The sequence below is a fragment of the Glycocaulis alkaliphilus genome, from assembly GCF_004000605.1.
GTDB lineage: Bacteria > Pseudomonadota > Alphaproteobacteria > Caulobacterales > Maricaulaceae > Glycocaulis > Glycocaulis alkaliphilus.
This window is the reverse complement of the sequence record NZ_CP018911.1, coordinates 2,355,392-2,367,521: the sequence shown is the minus strand read 5'-3', so window position 1 is coordinate 2,367,521 and position 12,130 is coordinate 2,355,392. Positions and strand designations below refer to the sequence as shown.

Annotated in this window: 15 protein-coding genes; 5 read left to right on the top strand and 10 right to left on the bottom strand. The window is 64.5% G+C overall.

The window, feature by feature from the left end; all coding sequences use genetic code 11:
* Nucleotide 1 precedes the first annotated feature (1 nt).
* Nucleotides 2-628 carry a S24 family peptidase gene (locus X907_RS11250; protein WP_127568042.1) on the bottom strand — a complete coding sequence of 209 codons (627 nt, stop codon included), beginning with the start codon at nucleotides 626-628 and terminating at the stop codon, nucleotides 2-4.
* 109 nt (nucleotides 629-737) lie between these two features.
* On the opposite strand from X907_RS11250, the gene X907_RS11245 reads away from it, so the two are divergent.
* Together X907_RS11245 and X907_RS11240 are read left to right on the top strand one after the other, a co-directional pair.
* The gene (locus X907_RS11245) at nucleotides 738-1,085 is read left to right on the top strand and encodes a DUF952 domain-containing protein (RefSeq protein WP_127568040.1); all 348 of its coding nucleotides are present in this window, start codon (nucleotides 738-740) and stop codon (nucleotides 1,083-1,085) included.
* Nucleotides 1,085-2,122, top strand: a complete 1,038-nt coding sequence (locus tag X907_RS11240; protein WP_127568038.1) for a quinone-dependent dihydroorotate dehydrogenase — start codon at nucleotides 1,085-1,087, stop codon at nucleotides 2,120-2,122. Before X907_RS11245 ends, X907_RS11240 begins: the two co-directional genes overlap by 1 nt.
* Here X907_RS11240 and X907_RS11235 read toward each other — a convergent pair.
* The gene (locus X907_RS11235; protein WP_127568036.1) at nucleotides 2,083-3,441 is read right to left on the bottom strand and encodes an MATE family efflux transporter; all 1,359 of its coding nucleotides are present in this window, start codon (nucleotides 3,439-3,441) and stop codon (nucleotides 2,083-2,085) included. The two genes, X907_RS11240 and X907_RS11235, sit on opposite strands and share 40 nt — an antisense overlap.
* Before the next feature lie 101 nt (nucleotides 3,442-3,542).
* Between X907_RS11235 and ahr the strand changes: the two genes are divergently transcribed.
* A complete protein-coding gene (gene ahr / locus X907_RS11230; protein WP_127568034.1) occupies nucleotides 3,543-4,553 on the top strand; it encodes an NADPH-dependent aldehyde reductase Ahr in 1,011 nt (336 codons plus the stop codon).
* A gap of 91 nt (nucleotides 4,554-4,644) precedes the next feature.
* Here the strand turns inward: ahr and X907_RS11225 are convergent, their stop codons facing one another.
* From X907_RS11225 to X907_RS11215, 3 genes are all read right to left on the bottom strand, one after another.
* Entirely contained in the window at nucleotides 4,645-4,986 is a 342-nt protein-coding gene (locus X907_RS11225; protein ID WP_127568032.1) for a UrcA family protein, read from the bottom strand.
* 143 nt (nucleotides 4,987-5,129) lie between these two features.
* Nucleotides 5,130-5,288: a DUF2256 domain-containing protein gene (locus X907_RS11220; protein ID WP_127568030.1), complete on the bottom strand. Its 159-nt coding sequence runs from the start codon at nucleotides 5,286-5,288 to the stop codon at nucleotides 5,130-5,132.
* On the bottom strand, nucleotides 5,285-5,695 hold the full coding sequence (locus tag X907_RS11215; RefSeq protein WP_127568028.1) for a thiol-disulfide oxidoreductase DCC family protein: 411 nt from the start codon (nucleotides 5,693-5,695) through the stop codon (nucleotides 5,285-5,287). Before X907_RS11215 ends, X907_RS11220 begins: the two co-directional genes overlap by 4 nt.
* Before the next feature lie 43 nt (nucleotides 5,696-5,738).
* On the opposite strand from X907_RS11215, the gene X907_RS11210 reads away from it, so the two are divergent.
* On the top strand, nucleotides 5,739-6,740 hold the full coding sequence (locus tag X907_RS11210) for an NAD(P)/FAD-dependent oxidoreductase (protein ID WP_127568026.1): 1,002 nt from the start codon (nucleotides 5,739-5,741) through the stop codon (nucleotides 6,738-6,740).
* A gap of 367 nt (nucleotides 6,741-7,107) precedes the next feature.
* On the opposite strand, the gene X907_RS11205 is transcribed toward X907_RS11210, so the two are convergent.
* From X907_RS11205 to X907_RS11185, 5 genes are all read right to left on the bottom strand, one after another.
* A complete protein-coding gene (locus X907_RS11205) occupies nucleotides 7,108-7,515 on the bottom strand; it encodes a PaaI family thioesterase (protein WP_127568024.1) in 408 nt (135 codons plus the stop codon).
* The gene (locus X907_RS11200; RefSeq protein WP_127568022.1) at nucleotides 7,512-8,009 is read right to left on the bottom strand and encodes a PaaI family thioesterase; all 498 of its coding nucleotides are present in this window, start codon (nucleotides 8,007-8,009) and stop codon (nucleotides 7,512-7,514) included. Before X907_RS11200 ends, X907_RS11205 begins: the two co-directional genes overlap by 4 nt.
* Nucleotides 8,010-8,080: 71 nt before the next feature.
* Nucleotides 8,081-8,893 carry a response regulator gene (locus X907_RS11195; protein WP_127568020.1) on the bottom strand — a complete coding sequence of 271 codons (813 nt, stop codon included), beginning with the start codon at nucleotides 8,891-8,893 and terminating at the stop codon, nucleotides 8,081-8,083.
* A 104-nt stretch (nucleotides 8,894-8,997) separates the two neighbouring features.
* Nucleotides 8,998-9,303: a DUF6460 domain-containing protein gene (locus tag X907_RS11190; RefSeq protein WP_127568018.1), complete on the bottom strand. Its 306-nt coding sequence runs from the start codon at nucleotides 9,301-9,303 to the stop codon at nucleotides 8,998-9,000.
* 50 nt (nucleotides 9,304-9,353) lie between these two features.
* Nucleotides 9,354-10,193 (bottom strand): mechanosensitive ion channel family protein, encoded by an 840-nt coding sequence (locus X907_RS11185; protein WP_233352326.1) that lies wholly within the window; start codon nucleotides 10,191-10,193, stop codon nucleotides 9,354-9,356.
* A gap of 266 nt (nucleotides 10,194-10,459) precedes the next feature.
* Between X907_RS11185 and X907_RS11180 the strand changes: the two genes are divergently transcribed.
* On the top strand, nucleotides 10,460-12,097 hold the full coding sequence (locus X907_RS11180) for an AbgT family transporter (RefSeq protein WP_127568016.1): 1,638 nt from the start codon (nucleotides 10,460-10,462) through the stop codon (nucleotides 12,095-12,097).
* Nucleotides 12,098-12,130: the final 33 nt, after the last annotated feature.

Sequence of the window (12,130 nt, the reverse complement as noted above, 5' to 3'; positions counted from 1 at the left end):
CCTACTGGCTCGCCCAGACGATGCGGGCCATCCAGACCAGATCGCTGACATCCAGCACGCGGGTCTCGTACTCGGCGTTGAGCGAGACCAGCTCCACCGTGCGCGCCGTGGTGCGGCCTAGCTCCTTGGCCATCACCTCGCCGGAGCGCAGCTTGGCCACCACCCGGTCGCCGCGGCGCAGCTGGGCGTGGGGGGCAACCACGATCCGGTCTCCGGGCCGGTAAACCGGCAGCATGGATTCGCCGGAGATTTCCAGCGCATAGCACGCCTCGTCATCAAGCCCCGGAAAGATCACCTCTTCCCAGCCGGACCCGACCGGAAAGCCCGCATCATCGAAAAAGCCCTGATTGCCGGCTTGTGCCAGACCGATCAGCGGCACAGAGCGTCCGGCAATCGTGTCGGTGGCAAGGCCTGCGAATTCGGCAAAGCTGACCTTGGCGGCTTCCAGCGCCTTGGCCAGGCTCTCGGTGGAGGGCCAGCGCGGCTTGCTGTCCGATGAGGCCACGCGCTTTGACGGGTTGAAGGTGGTCGGGTCCAGCCCCGCTTGCCGGGCGAGGCCGGATGGCGTCGTTCCTGCGCGCTGGGCAAGCCGGTCAATACCGCGCCAGACCTGGGCGTGGGTGAGCATGGCCGCGCCTCCTTCGTTAATGGTAAGGAATTTATTCCTCTGCCGGGGAAGAATGTCAAGCCTTGCGCCCGCCCTTGCCGGAGCGTTGCTGGCGGTCTAGAGCGATGCCATGACTGATGATGTGATCTACCGTTTTGCCGATCCCGCCGTGCTGGGCGCTGCCGCGCTGTCGGGCAGCTATGAGGGCGAGGCCCACGACCAAGCCGATGGCTTCATCCATTGCTCGGCCCGCCATCAGCTGGAAGGCACGCTTGCAGCCCATTTTGAGGGCGTGGAGCGCGTAGCGCTGGCCGTGATCGACGCAAAGGCGCTGGGCGGCAGTCTGAAATGGGAAAAGTCGCGCGGCGGAGAGCTGTTTCCGCATATTTACGGGGCGCTGCCGTTCGCCGCGATTATGTCTGTGCATATTCTGCGGCGTGACGATACGGGCGGCTGGCGCCTGCCGGAGGAGCTGTAATGGCGCTTGCTGATCTCGCTGCGAAAAGCCTCACGCTTCTGCCGGCTGAAACCGCCCACAAGATGAGCCTGAAGGCGCTGGCAGCCGGTCTTGGCCCGAAACTGGCGGCAGACGCCGAGCCCGTTCTGGCAACCTCCATCGCAGGCATAGAGCTGGCGCACCCGGTCGGTCTGGCCGCAGGCTATGACAAGAATGGCGAAGCGCCTGATGCGCTGCTGGCGGCGGGTTTCGCGTTTGTGGAGCTGGGCGCGGTCACGCCCCGCCCTCAGGTTGGCAATCCGCAGCCGCGCCTCTTCCGTCTGCGCGAGGACCGCGCCGTCATCAACCGCATGGGCTTCAACAATGAGGGGCTGGACGCGCTGAAAACCCGCCTGGAGGCGCGCGCGGGAAAGCCCGGTATCGTTGGCATCAATCTCGGCGCCAACAAGGATAGCGAGGACCGGGCGGGCGATTATGTGATGCTGGTCAAGGCGCTCAAGGGTCTCGCCAGCTTCTTCACCATCAATATCTCTTCGCCCAATACGCCGGGCCTGCGCGACATGCAGGGTGAGGAGGCGCTGGGCGCGCTGCTCTCTCGCGTCAATGATGCGCGCTGGACCGAGCCGGTCTTCCTGAAAGTCGCCCCTGATCTCGATGCAGCGGGCATTGAATCCATCGTGCGCGTGGCGATGGCGAACCGCATTTCCGGCCTCATCGTGTCGAACACCACGCTCGCCCGGCCGGATTCCCTGAAAAGCCAGCACAAGGGCGAGGCGGGCGGATTGTCTGGCGCGCCGCTGACTAAAGCCTCCACCGAAGTGCTGCGGCAGGTGCGTAAAGCCGCCGGACCGGACCTGCCGCTGATTGGTGTGGGCGGTATCAATTCGGTCGACAGCGCCTACGCAAAGATCCGGGCAGGCGCGAGCGCGGTCCAGCTCTACACCGCGCTCGTCTATGAAGGGCCGGGTCTGGTAAAGCGGCTGCGCGACGGTCTCGCCGCGCGCCTCAAAGCTGACGGCTATACATCTCTGGCCGAAGCGGTGGGCGTGGACGCCTGAGCGGTCACATCGCGCTTCAGCCCTGAAAGGCCGAAGCTGAGCGTGCCTGCCCGCGCGACGTAATAGCCCAGAAACGCCAGCCACAGTCCCGTCCCACCAAAGGCCGGGCGCAGCGCAGAATCCAGCGCCAGATAGATCAATAGCGCCGCGATCATCGCATTGCGCATGAGTGGGCCTCTGGTCGTGCCGATCATCAGCCCGTCCAGCTGCCAGCTGGCAAATCCCATCAGCGGCACCAGCGCGCAGAGCGGCAGATAGGCCATCGCCGCCCCACGCGTGGCGGGGTCTGTGGTGATGAGGCCGATCAGCGCTTCGCCGGCCAGCAGGAGCATGAGGCTTGCCAGCACGGCAAAGCCCGCAGCCTGTTCGGTTGTCAGGCGCAGCGCGCGTTTAAGCCCCTTCCAGTCGCCTTTTCCCGCCGCCTTGCCCGTCACGGTCTCGGTCACATGGGCAAAGGCATCGAGGAAATAGGCGATGATGGAGATGAACTGGAGGAGCACCGCATTGCCAGCCATCACCTCAGTACCTTCGCGCAGGCTCGCCTCGTTGAACCAGGCAAAGCCCGCCAGCAAAGCCAGCGTGCGCAGAAAGATGTCGCGGTTGACGCCCAGCAGGCGGCGTATGGCAGCAGGCGCCAGAATGAGCGCGAGTGGGACAGAAGCCGCGATCCGGCTGCGCAGTATCCACGCCACAATGGCGATACCGGGCAGAAGATGCAGCCACAGCGCCAGCGTGCTCGCCCAGGCGACACCGGCCACGCCCCAGCCAAATCCGGCCACAAACAGGATGGAAAGCGCGGCATTGATGACGTTCAGCACGGCCTGCAGGGCGAGCGCCATGCCGGTGCGCCCCAGCCCGATCAGCCAGCCATAAAGCGCAAATCCGGCCAGCGCCGCAGGCGCGCTCCAGATGCGTGCATCGAAATAGGCCCGCCCCGCTGCCTCCACGCCGCTCTCAGCGGAAAACAGGGTGAAGGCGAGTTCGCGCAAGGGCCACTGGGCCGCCAGCAAGACGCATCCTATGGCCAGCCCGGTAATGATGCCGCGTAAGAGGCTGGCGCGTACTTCCGCCTCGTCACCCCGCCCGTCTGCCTGCGCGGTCAGGCCCGTCATCCCCATGCGCAGAAAGCCGAAGGCCCAGAAGATGAAGTTGAAGATCAGCGCGCCCAGCGCCACGGCGGCGATCTCGGCGGTGGTGCCGGTGCGGCCTATGACGGCAATGTCCACCAGCCCCACCAGCGGCGTTGCGATATTCGCCGCCATGATCGGCAGGGCGAGGGCCAGAACCTTCCGGCGGGTGAGGGGCGATGCAGATGCCATGTGCGCCGCATAAATCCAAACCGGCGCCCTCGCAAACGCGATGTGTTCACTTTAGCTTGCGGGGTGTGATTGCCATCTGCCCCAGCCTGAGGACCCCAGCCATGATCCGTGCCTATGCCGCAAGTGAACGCGCCGGAGCGTTCAAACAGATCAGCTTTGATCCCGGCCCTCTGGGCGATGATGAGGTGGAGCTGAAAGTGGAGGCCTGCGGGCTCTGCCACTCCGACCTCTCCTTGCTGGACGAGGAATGGGGCGAGACGCAGTTTCCGCTGGTGCCGGGCCATGAAGTGGTCGGCACAGTGGCGGCGGTGGGCCGCTCGGTGACGCACCTGAAACCCGGCGACCGGGTGGGTGCGGGCTGGATGTCCCGCTCTTGCCTCACCTGCCACAACTGCATGGGCGGGGATCATAATCTCTGCAAGGACTCTGAAGGCATCGCGCTTGGCCGCCATGGCGGATTTGCTGACGCCGTGCGCCTGCAAGCGGCCTGGGCGGTGAAGCTGCCCGAGGGGCTGGATGCGCGCAGCGCCGGGCCGCTGTTCTGCGGGGGTATCACCGTGTTTGCGCCTATTCTCGAATTTGGTGTGAAGCCGACCGACAGGGTGGGCGTGATCGGGATTGGCGGGCTCGGCCATCTCGCCGTCCAGTTCCTCAAAGCCTGGGGCTGTGAGGTAACGGCGTTTACGTCCACAGGCTCCAAAGCCGAGGAAGCGCGCGCGCTGGGCGCGCACAGGGTCGTCGATAGCCGTTCAAAAGACGCGCTGAAAGCCGAGGCCGGCCGGCATGATTTCATCCTCTCGACCGTGGCTGTACCGCTGGACTGGAACCGCTATATCGCCGCGCTGGCACCCAAGGGCCGCTTGCACACGGTCGGGGTCATTTCCGAACCCATTCCGGTGCCGGCCTTCAGCCTGATCGGAGGTCAGAAATCAGTCTCCGGCTCGCCCGTCGGCAGCCCCGCCGTAATGGGAAAAATGCTGGAGTTCTGCGCGCGCCATTCTATAGCGCCTTATGTCGAGTACATGCCGATGAGCCAGATTGACGAGGCCTTCCAGCGCTTGCGCGAGGGCAAGCCGCGCTACCGTATCGTGCTGGAAAATGACTTTGCCTGATGAAAAATGGCCCTCGCGCCAGGGGGGACGCGAGGGCCAGTGCCTGCCTCGGCAAAGGGGAAACAGAGCCGGGCAAACTGTTGCGGGCGCGTTAGCGCGAGCTGCTGGCGACTATGACCCGCACATGGCGAGCGGAAGCAGGCGCGCTGGCCGCCATGTGATTGCTCGCATGGAGGTCGTTGAGGGCATGCTGCCGCGCGTCTTCGCGGCATTGCGCTTCGATTGCGTGGCGCTCGATCCCGCGCAAGGCGTTCTGCCTGCACACCTGCCGGGCGGCCTGTTCGATGCGGGCTTCAACAGACTCCCGGCCTTCCGATGACTGAAGTTCGGCAGCCCGATACTCAACGATGCGCGTCGGGCCAGGGGCCGCGAATGAGGGCGCACTGATGCCGAGTGCCACCATTGCGGTGAGCATGAGGGGGAGAGCTTTCATGGGGTATGTTTCCTTGTTCCTTGAGTGACGAACCAACCTCGCCCGGACGGCTCGGGATCTGGTGTCCCGGTCTTTTGCGTCCGTGCGAGTGTCACTGTGGATCAGGAAAGATTGCGCCTTGATGGCGCGCGCGTGAACATGATTTAAGGCGCAGTTTTCTGCCGTGCCTTCTTCGCCTCGCCCGAGCAGCGCTTCGAGCAATAGCGCACCTCGTCCCAGACCCGCTCCCACTTCTTGCGCCAGGTGAAGGGACGGCGACAGGCCGCGCATATCTTCTCAGGCAAATCGCCCTTGCGCCTCATCGGGCCAACCTGCGCCAAAGGCGCTGCAAGAAAGGGCGGACCGGCAGGAAGAGCCGGTAGGCTAGCTCCAGTACCCAGACGAGCGGCGGCGCAGCGGCGATCCGGCCCAGCCAACGCCAGCCGGGCGTGGCTTTCCACAGCTCGGCAAAGGCGCGCGCGCCGCTTACCAGCTCGCCGGAAGGCGTGCGGACGTGAAAGCGCGCCATTGCCGCTTCATGGCTCAGAGAAGGTGGCAGCATGTCGGGCGATGCGGCAACATCATGAAAGGCAGCGTCCGCTCCCTGTTGCCGGTAAAAGCCGATTTCGGCGCGGCACATCGGGCAGCTGCCATCGAAAAAGACTTCGCACGCGCCATATTCAAATGCGTTTGCAGCGTGTTGATCTTGTGTTTGGGTTTTCCGGGTCATTTAAGCGCTAATCTAGGCGGACACGAGGGCAGGAAAAGGGGACATGGCGACACGCCGCATTGCCATCATCGGAGCCGGGCTTGCCGGCGCGGCCTGCGCCCGCGCCCTGGTCCAGGCTGGACATAGCTGCCAGCTTTTTGACAAGGGGCGGGGGCCGGGCGGCCGGCTATCCACCCGCCGGGTTGAAACCCCTCTGGGCGAGGCGGGTTTCGATCACGGCGCACAATTCATCACGGCGCGCGGTGCGGCGTTCTCGGCCTTTATGCATGATGCGCGCGATGCCGGCGCGGCCGCGGTCTGGGATGCTCGGCTGGTCTCGATAGACCGGCGGGGCAATGTTGAGCCGTTGCGCGAGGAAGATCGCTGGATCGGCGTGCCGGGCATGAATGGGCTGGTAAAACACGCGCTGGACGGCCTTGATGTGCAGTTCGGGGCGCGGGTGGCGGCTCTCAAGGGCGGGGCGGGCAGCTGGACGCTGGTGCGCGATGATGGGCGCCGGGAAGGGCCCTTCGATGCGGTCGCGATCACCATACCGCCTGAACAGATGAGTGATCTGCTGGCGCGCACGGACGGTGATTTTTCAACGCAGATAGCGCAGGCCAACACAGCGCAAATCGGCCCGTGTCAGGCGGTGATGACGGTGCTGAATGCGCCCTTCGATCCGGGCTTTGACGGCGCGAAGCTCTATGGCGGCGCGCTCGCCTGGATGGCGCGCATGGGGTCACGTCCGGGCCGGGCCGGGCCGGAAGCGTGGATACTGCATGCCACAACGGGCTGGTCGCGGGCCAATCTGGAAGCCAGCCCTGACGCCGTGGTCCGCAATCTTCTTGAAGAGGCGCATGTACGTTTCGGATTTCCGGCGCGCCCGGTCTGGAGCGCGGCCCATCGCTGGCGCTATGCGCTCAGCGAACAGGCGCCCGGTACGCCGTTTGCCCTTGATGAAACTGGGACGGTCGGGTGCGCGGGCGACTGGCGCCTTGGCGGGCGGGCAGAGCTGGCCTGGGATAGCGGCGCGGCTCTGGGTGAGGCGCTGGCTAAGTCCTAGCCACCCATGGTGTCTCCCCCCGTTCACGGGGGGAGTGCCGCGAAGCGGCGAGGGGGGGAACTCATAATAAAACATCCCCCCTCCGTCTCGCTTGCGCTCGACACCTCCCCCGTAAACGGGGGAGGACATCCCATCTTTTCCTGATGCTCCGCACATCCGTGCGTCGCTTCGGGCAATCCCCGATCAAGCCGGGGACAGGCAGTGCCCGGCGGCCGGTCGGCCTTGCGGACGGCGGGACGCCTTCCGAAAAGCGCGAACGCGCGCCCGCGACTTTTCGCGGAACATCGCAACGCGGATGCGTTGCGGAACTAAAAGAGGCATGGATCCCCCGGATCGTTTCGCGGCCGGAGGATGACAGAGGATGGAGCTAGCCTTCCCCTTCGGGCTTGATCAGGAAATGGCCGTGCAGGGCGGCGACGGGCGCAGCCCGGCGGTCCTGCCAGGCTTCCACACGCACATTGGCCACACGTGCGCCCTGCCGGGTGATTATGCCGCGGGCATATACGTCCTGGGGGCGCGCCGGGCGCAGATAGTCGACGGACACATCGATGGGCTTGGGCAGGGCCGCGAGGCGCGTCCCTGCCAGCAGGGCGGCGGAGGCCGTGATCTCCATGAAGGCGCCAATCGCGCCGCCATGCAAAGCCGGGATCAGCGGATTGCCGACCAGCGTGTCGGCGTAGGGCAGGATGGCCGTCAGCTCGTCGCCATGACCATCGAAACGCACGCGCATCATCTGCACGTACGGGCTCGAAAGCAGGGGCTCCAGCGGGCTCATTCTTCTTCCACCTTGCTGATCTGGCCAAAGGCACGCCTTGCCTTCTCGGCCGCTTCCTGACTGACGCGAGTGACCATGAAGGCGGCGGCAGCGGTCGCAACCGGATCGGTTTCATCCCCGTCATGGGCGATGGCACTGACAAAGGCGAAAAGGCCGGAGGCGCGCACGCAGCGCGCTATCGCCACCACATCGCGTCCCGGTTCTGCCGGGCGCATGTAATCTAGGCGCAGATCGAGCGTGGCGGTGGCATGCTTGCCGCCCAGCCCCGAAATGGCGGCGAGCCCGCAGACATGGTCCAGAAGCGCCGTCACCACCCCGCCATGCAGCACGCGGGTATCCGGATCGCCGATCAGATCATCGCGGTAGGGCGCGCGCATCTCGGCGACGTCCGGTTCGATGCGCTCCAGCTTGAAGCCGAGCGCCACCGCATGGGGCGAACCATCCACCAGCAGCGGGGCGAGGGTATCCAGAAGGGTCTGCAGATCGTCGGCCATGCCTGCCCTTTAAAGGGCAGCGCATGATAAGGCCAGTGCTGCGTTCAGAGCCGCAGCCAGGGGGGGCGATGTCAGGCGGCGAGCCTGCGGGCAGTGATTTCTTCCAGACCGTTGACCAGCTCGTTGCGGTGGGCATCGGGCGCATTTTCGAACTCCTGCAGCCGGCGCAGGGCCGAGCGGTGCAGGGTGATGATTTCCGTTTCGCGCGGGCCGACATCGCGCACCGTTTCCAGATACTGACGCAAGGAGCGGCCGACGCGCGCCGCGATCATGTCGCCCTGGCGCATCATGGCCTCTGCCATGGCATCTGCCTGGGCGAGGGCGGCCTCAAGCGGTGTGGCAAGGCCGGACTCAACATCCACGCCGCGCTTCCACGCGATGCGGCCATTCTGGTTGGGGCGGATGCGGCGGTCTGGCCCGGCGAAGGTTTCGGTCTCCACATAAGGCCTTGGACGGCTCGCGGTTTCCTCCAGCCGCGCGAAGAGCGAGGCCGGCGATACAGGGCGGAGCAGGAACGCATTCACGCCCGCATCGCGCGCGCGCTCGATCTCGCGCATCTGGCCGTTATTTCCCAGCGCGATGATGGGCGCCCGGCGCACGGGCAGGTTCTTGCGGCGAAGGGCGCGCGTCAGGGCCGGTCCCGGCGATGTACGGCCCGACCAGTCCGAAATGATGATCGGGCGCGCATAGGTGGTGGCAGCCGACAGGCCGGTCTCTTCGTTCGCGAAGGTGAATACGTGGTCGGCGCCGGCGTGACGCAGCACATCGGCGATCAGCCTGCGCAGGAAGTTGGATGGATCAACAACGAGGATGGGGCGGTCTTGCCATCGGCTGGACACGGGCACGCGCACAGGCGTGCTGGTCTCGATATCATCAAGCTTCATCGTGTTCCCGCCACGCAACGCTTCCCTTGAGAAGGCAAGCTAGCAGCAGGTGCTGTCCATTGCCCGCTCAAACCTTGGACAGGGTTAATGGCGGGTAAGTTCGCTCAGGAACGGCGGCTGGCGGCAGAGATGATCCGCCAGACGATCCAGATCGGTATGACCAGAACAGCGCCCAGCAGGAAGTAGCGCACCGACCAGCCGAGCGATTCGGTGATGATCAGGAAGAAGCGGTCCCAGGCGCGCGCAATCGTACCGAAGAAATCGACCCAGAGCTCTGCCGGATCGACATTGAAGAGAGCCAGCACCACGCCTGCCAGCACGCAGAGCAGGAACAGGACCAGTAAATCCCTCAGCCGCACCGCGATGAGGCGTTGCAGGAAGGTTTTGCGCGGGGCTTGCGTGTCGTTCATGGGGCCAGATTAGCGCAAAGATTGCGGCACGTGTGAGGCGAAAATCGCGCCTATCCTTCCTTCTTGATATGCACCTGATGCGGATAGGGAATTTCGATGCCCTCGGCGTCGAAGGCCAGCTTCATCAGCCGGGTCTTTTCCCAGAAATAGGGCCAGTAATCGCTCGAGTTGACCCACGCCCGCGCCGTATAGTCGATGGAGGACGCGCCGTGGGCCGCCACTTCCACCACGACTTCAGGCATGGGCAGGACGCGCTCGTCATCTTCCAGCACCCGCCGGATCGTGCTGCGCACTTTTTCAATATCGCTGTCATAGGATGCGCTGAACATGAAATCGACGCGGCGTGTCGAATAGCCGGAAAAGTTGATGATGACCCGTCCCCACGACTGCGCATTGGGAACAATCACCTGGCGGTTATCGGGTGTGGTCAGCTCGGTATAGAACAGGGTGATGTCGCGCACGGTGCCGGAGGCTCCGCCAATATCAACGAAATCCCCGATCTTGTAGGGGCGGAAAAAGACGATCATCACGCCGGCGGCGACGTTGGAGAGCGTGCCTTGCAAGGCAAGACCAACCGCCAGCGTCATCGCGCCAAGGGCGGCGACCAGCGAGGTCGTTTCGACGCCAAAGCGGGTCAGCACCGCGATGATGACCACAGCGACGATGAGATAGCGCACAATCGAGGCGAAGAAGACGGCCAGCGTGGTGTCGATCTTGGGGTGATCTACCGCCCATTGGCGTACCCGGCGCGAGATAAATCCGGCCAGATACAGGCCAACCACCAGAATGATGGCAGCCAGCGCAACATTGGACAGCACCGCCACGCCCAGCGTGGTCAGATATTCCAGCATCGTGCCGATCTGACCGTCGAGCTCACCGCCAAATTCCATGAGCGGACATCCTTTTCCCAATGATTTCCGAACGAAGCGGGCCTCTAGCATGGATCAGGGCAAAGGTCGAACTGCGCATGTGGCGGGGCCGCGCCTTGCGCCGGCGCACTGTCTGAACCTGCCGGTGAACGGAAAAAGCAGGGTTTCCTAAAGGCCTCGTGAATGCTTAACCTTAGCCCCTTGCGGACGGCCCAGACCGTTCCGCTCGGTGATAATGCGCAGTCGCTGGCCTGACAGACGGTTGGCGCGCCAAGGGGGAAAGCAATATGGCAAACGTAGACGCGCCCGCAGTTGAGGAGCGCCAGAAAGGTATTCTCGGCTGGATCGAGAAGACCGGCAACAAGCTGCCCGACCCGGTCATCATCTTCGCGTATCTGATCGGCATACTGATCGTTGTCTCGGTGATCACCGATTTCTTGAACGTCTCGGTCGAGCATCCGGTGCGCGTGAATGAAGACGGCTCGCCTGTGGTGGAGCCCGCGCGCATGCTGTTCCGGTCAGAGCTGATCGAGCATCTGCTGGTGCGCATGCCGACGATCTTCACCTCCTTCCATCCGCTTGGCTATGTGCTGGTAGTGATGCTGGGCGCCGGTGTCGCCGAGCGTGCCGGCCTGTTCGGCACCGCCATGCGCGCAGCCGTGCGCAACGCCCCGCGCTTCCTCCTGACCCCGGCTGTCGCCCTGGTGGCGATGCTGGCAAACCTTGCTGCCGATGCGGCCTATGTGGTGCTGATCCCTCTGGCGGGTGTCATTTACGCGGCGGCCGGCCGGCATCCGATCGCGGGCATTACGGCCGCGTTTGCCGGGGTGTCAGGCGGCTTCTCCGCCAATCTTTTCCCCGGCCAGCTCGACGCGCTGCTGTTTGGCATTACAGAAGCGGCGGTAGGCAGCCTGGTGACCGACTGGGTGATGAACATTGCCGGCAACTGGTATTTCATCGCCGTGATGACGTTCATCTACCTGCCGGTGATCTGGTTTGTCACGGACGGCATTATCGAAAAGCGCCTCGGCAAATGGACCGGCGGCGCCGTTGCCGGCAGCGATGATGCGGATGATGATCCTGATGCCCCGCTGACGGCCGGTCAGAAGAAGGGTCTCGCTCACGCGGGTCTGGCGGTTCTCGCTGTTGTCTTCCTGTGGCTGTTCCTGACCGTGGACATGGTCGAGCTGGTCAGCTTTGGCGCCCTGTCGATCTGGGGTGGCAATCCGCCTCTGCTGAACCCTGACCCCACGCTGGAAGTGACCCAGCAACTCATCCCGTTCTTCACCTCGCTGGTGGCTGGCTTCCTGATCCTGTTCCTCGCGGCAGGCGTCGCGTACGGCATGGCAGCGGGTACGATCAAGACCCACCGCGATACGGTGGAGATGATGGCCGGCGGCATGAAGGATATGGGCTATTATCTCGTGCTGGCCTTTGCCGCGGCGTACTTCGTGGAGATGTTCAACCTCTCCAATCTGGGGATCATCTCGGCCGTCAACGGCGCCAACGCGATCCAGCAGTCAGGTCTGCCCTTGCCGATCGTGCTGGGCCTGATCGTGCTGTTTGCCGGCGTGCTGAACCTCTTCGTCGGCTCGGCGAGCGCGAAATGGGCCTTCATGGCGCCTATCCTCGTGCCGATGCTGATGCTGCTCGGGATCAGCCCGGAAATGGCCACGGCGGCCTATCGCGTCGGTGACAGCGCCACGAACATCATCACCCCGCTGATGGTCTACTTCCCGCTGGTGCTGGTGTTTGCCCGCCGCTGGGTGCCTGAGTTCGGCATTGGTTCGCTTACCGCAGCCATGCTGCCCTACTCGGTCTGGCTGATGATCACCGGCATCGCCATGACGATCGCCTGGGTCTATCTCGGCCTGCCGCTCGGACCGGGCGCAGAGGTCGGCTACACCCTGCCGGCTGCCAACTAGCCGGTATCCGCCCGCAGCCCCCAGGGCTGCGGG

What these genes read in the sequence shown, in the direction of transcription:
- X907_RS11250 (WP_127568042.1), bottom strand. Translation starts at nt 628, where the DNA reads ATGCTCACCCACGCCCAGGTCTGGCGCGGTATTGACCGGCTTGCCCAG.
- X907_RS11245 (WP_127568040.1), top strand. Translation starts at nt 738, where the DNA reads ATGACTGATGATGTGATCTACCGTTTTGCCGATCCCGCCGTGCTGGGC.
- X907_RS11240 (WP_127568038.1), top strand. Translation starts at nt 1,085, where the DNA reads ATGGCGCTTGCTGATCTCGCTGCGAAAAGCCTCACGCTTCTGCCGGCT.
- X907_RS11235 (WP_127568036.1), bottom strand. Translation starts at nt 3,441, where the DNA reads ATGGCATCTGCATCGCCCCTCACCCGCCGGAAGGTTCTGGCCCTCGCC.
- ahr (WP_127568034.1), top strand. Translation starts at nt 3,543, where the DNA reads ATGATCCGTGCCTATGCCGCAAGTGAACGCGCCGGAGCGTTCAAACAG.
- X907_RS11225 (WP_127568032.1), bottom strand. Translation starts at nt 4,986, where the DNA reads ATGAAAGCTCTCCCCCTCATGCTCACCGCAATGGTGGCACTCGGCATC.
- X907_RS11220 (WP_127568030.1), bottom strand. Translation starts at nt 5,288, where the DNA reads ATGAGGCGCAAGGGCGATTTGCCTGAGAAGATATGCGCGGCCTGTCGC.
- X907_RS11215 (WP_127568028.1), bottom strand. Translation starts at nt 5,695, where the DNA reads ATGACCCGGAAAACCCAAACACAAGATCAACACGCTGCAAACGCATTT.
- X907_RS11210 (WP_127568026.1), top strand. Translation starts at nt 5,739, where the DNA reads ATGGCGACACGCCGCATTGCCATCATCGGAGCCGGGCTTGCCGGCGCG.
- X907_RS11205 (WP_127568024.1), bottom strand. Translation starts at nt 7,515, where the DNA reads ATGAGCCCGCTGGAGCCCCTGCTTTCGAGCCCGTACGTGCAGATGATG.
- X907_RS11200 (WP_127568022.1), bottom strand. Translation starts at nt 8,009, where the DNA reads ATGGCCGACGATCTGCAGACCCTTCTGGATACCCTCGCCCCGCTGCTG.
- X907_RS11195 (WP_127568020.1), bottom strand. Translation starts at nt 8,893, where the DNA reads ATGAAGCTTGATGATATCGAGACCAGCACGCCTGTGCGCGTGCCCGTG.
- X907_RS11190 (WP_127568018.1), bottom strand. Translation starts at nt 9,303, where the DNA reads ATGAACGACACGCAAGCCCCGCGCAAAACCTTCCTGCAACGCCTCATC.
- X907_RS11185 (WP_233352326.1), bottom strand. Translation starts at nt 10,193, where the DNA reads ATGGAATTTGGCGGTGAGCTCGACGGTCAGATCGGCACGATGCTGGAA.
- X907_RS11180 (WP_127568016.1), top strand. Translation starts at nt 10,460, where the DNA reads ATGGCAAACGTAGACGCGCCCGCAGTTGAGGAGCGCCAGAAAGGTATT.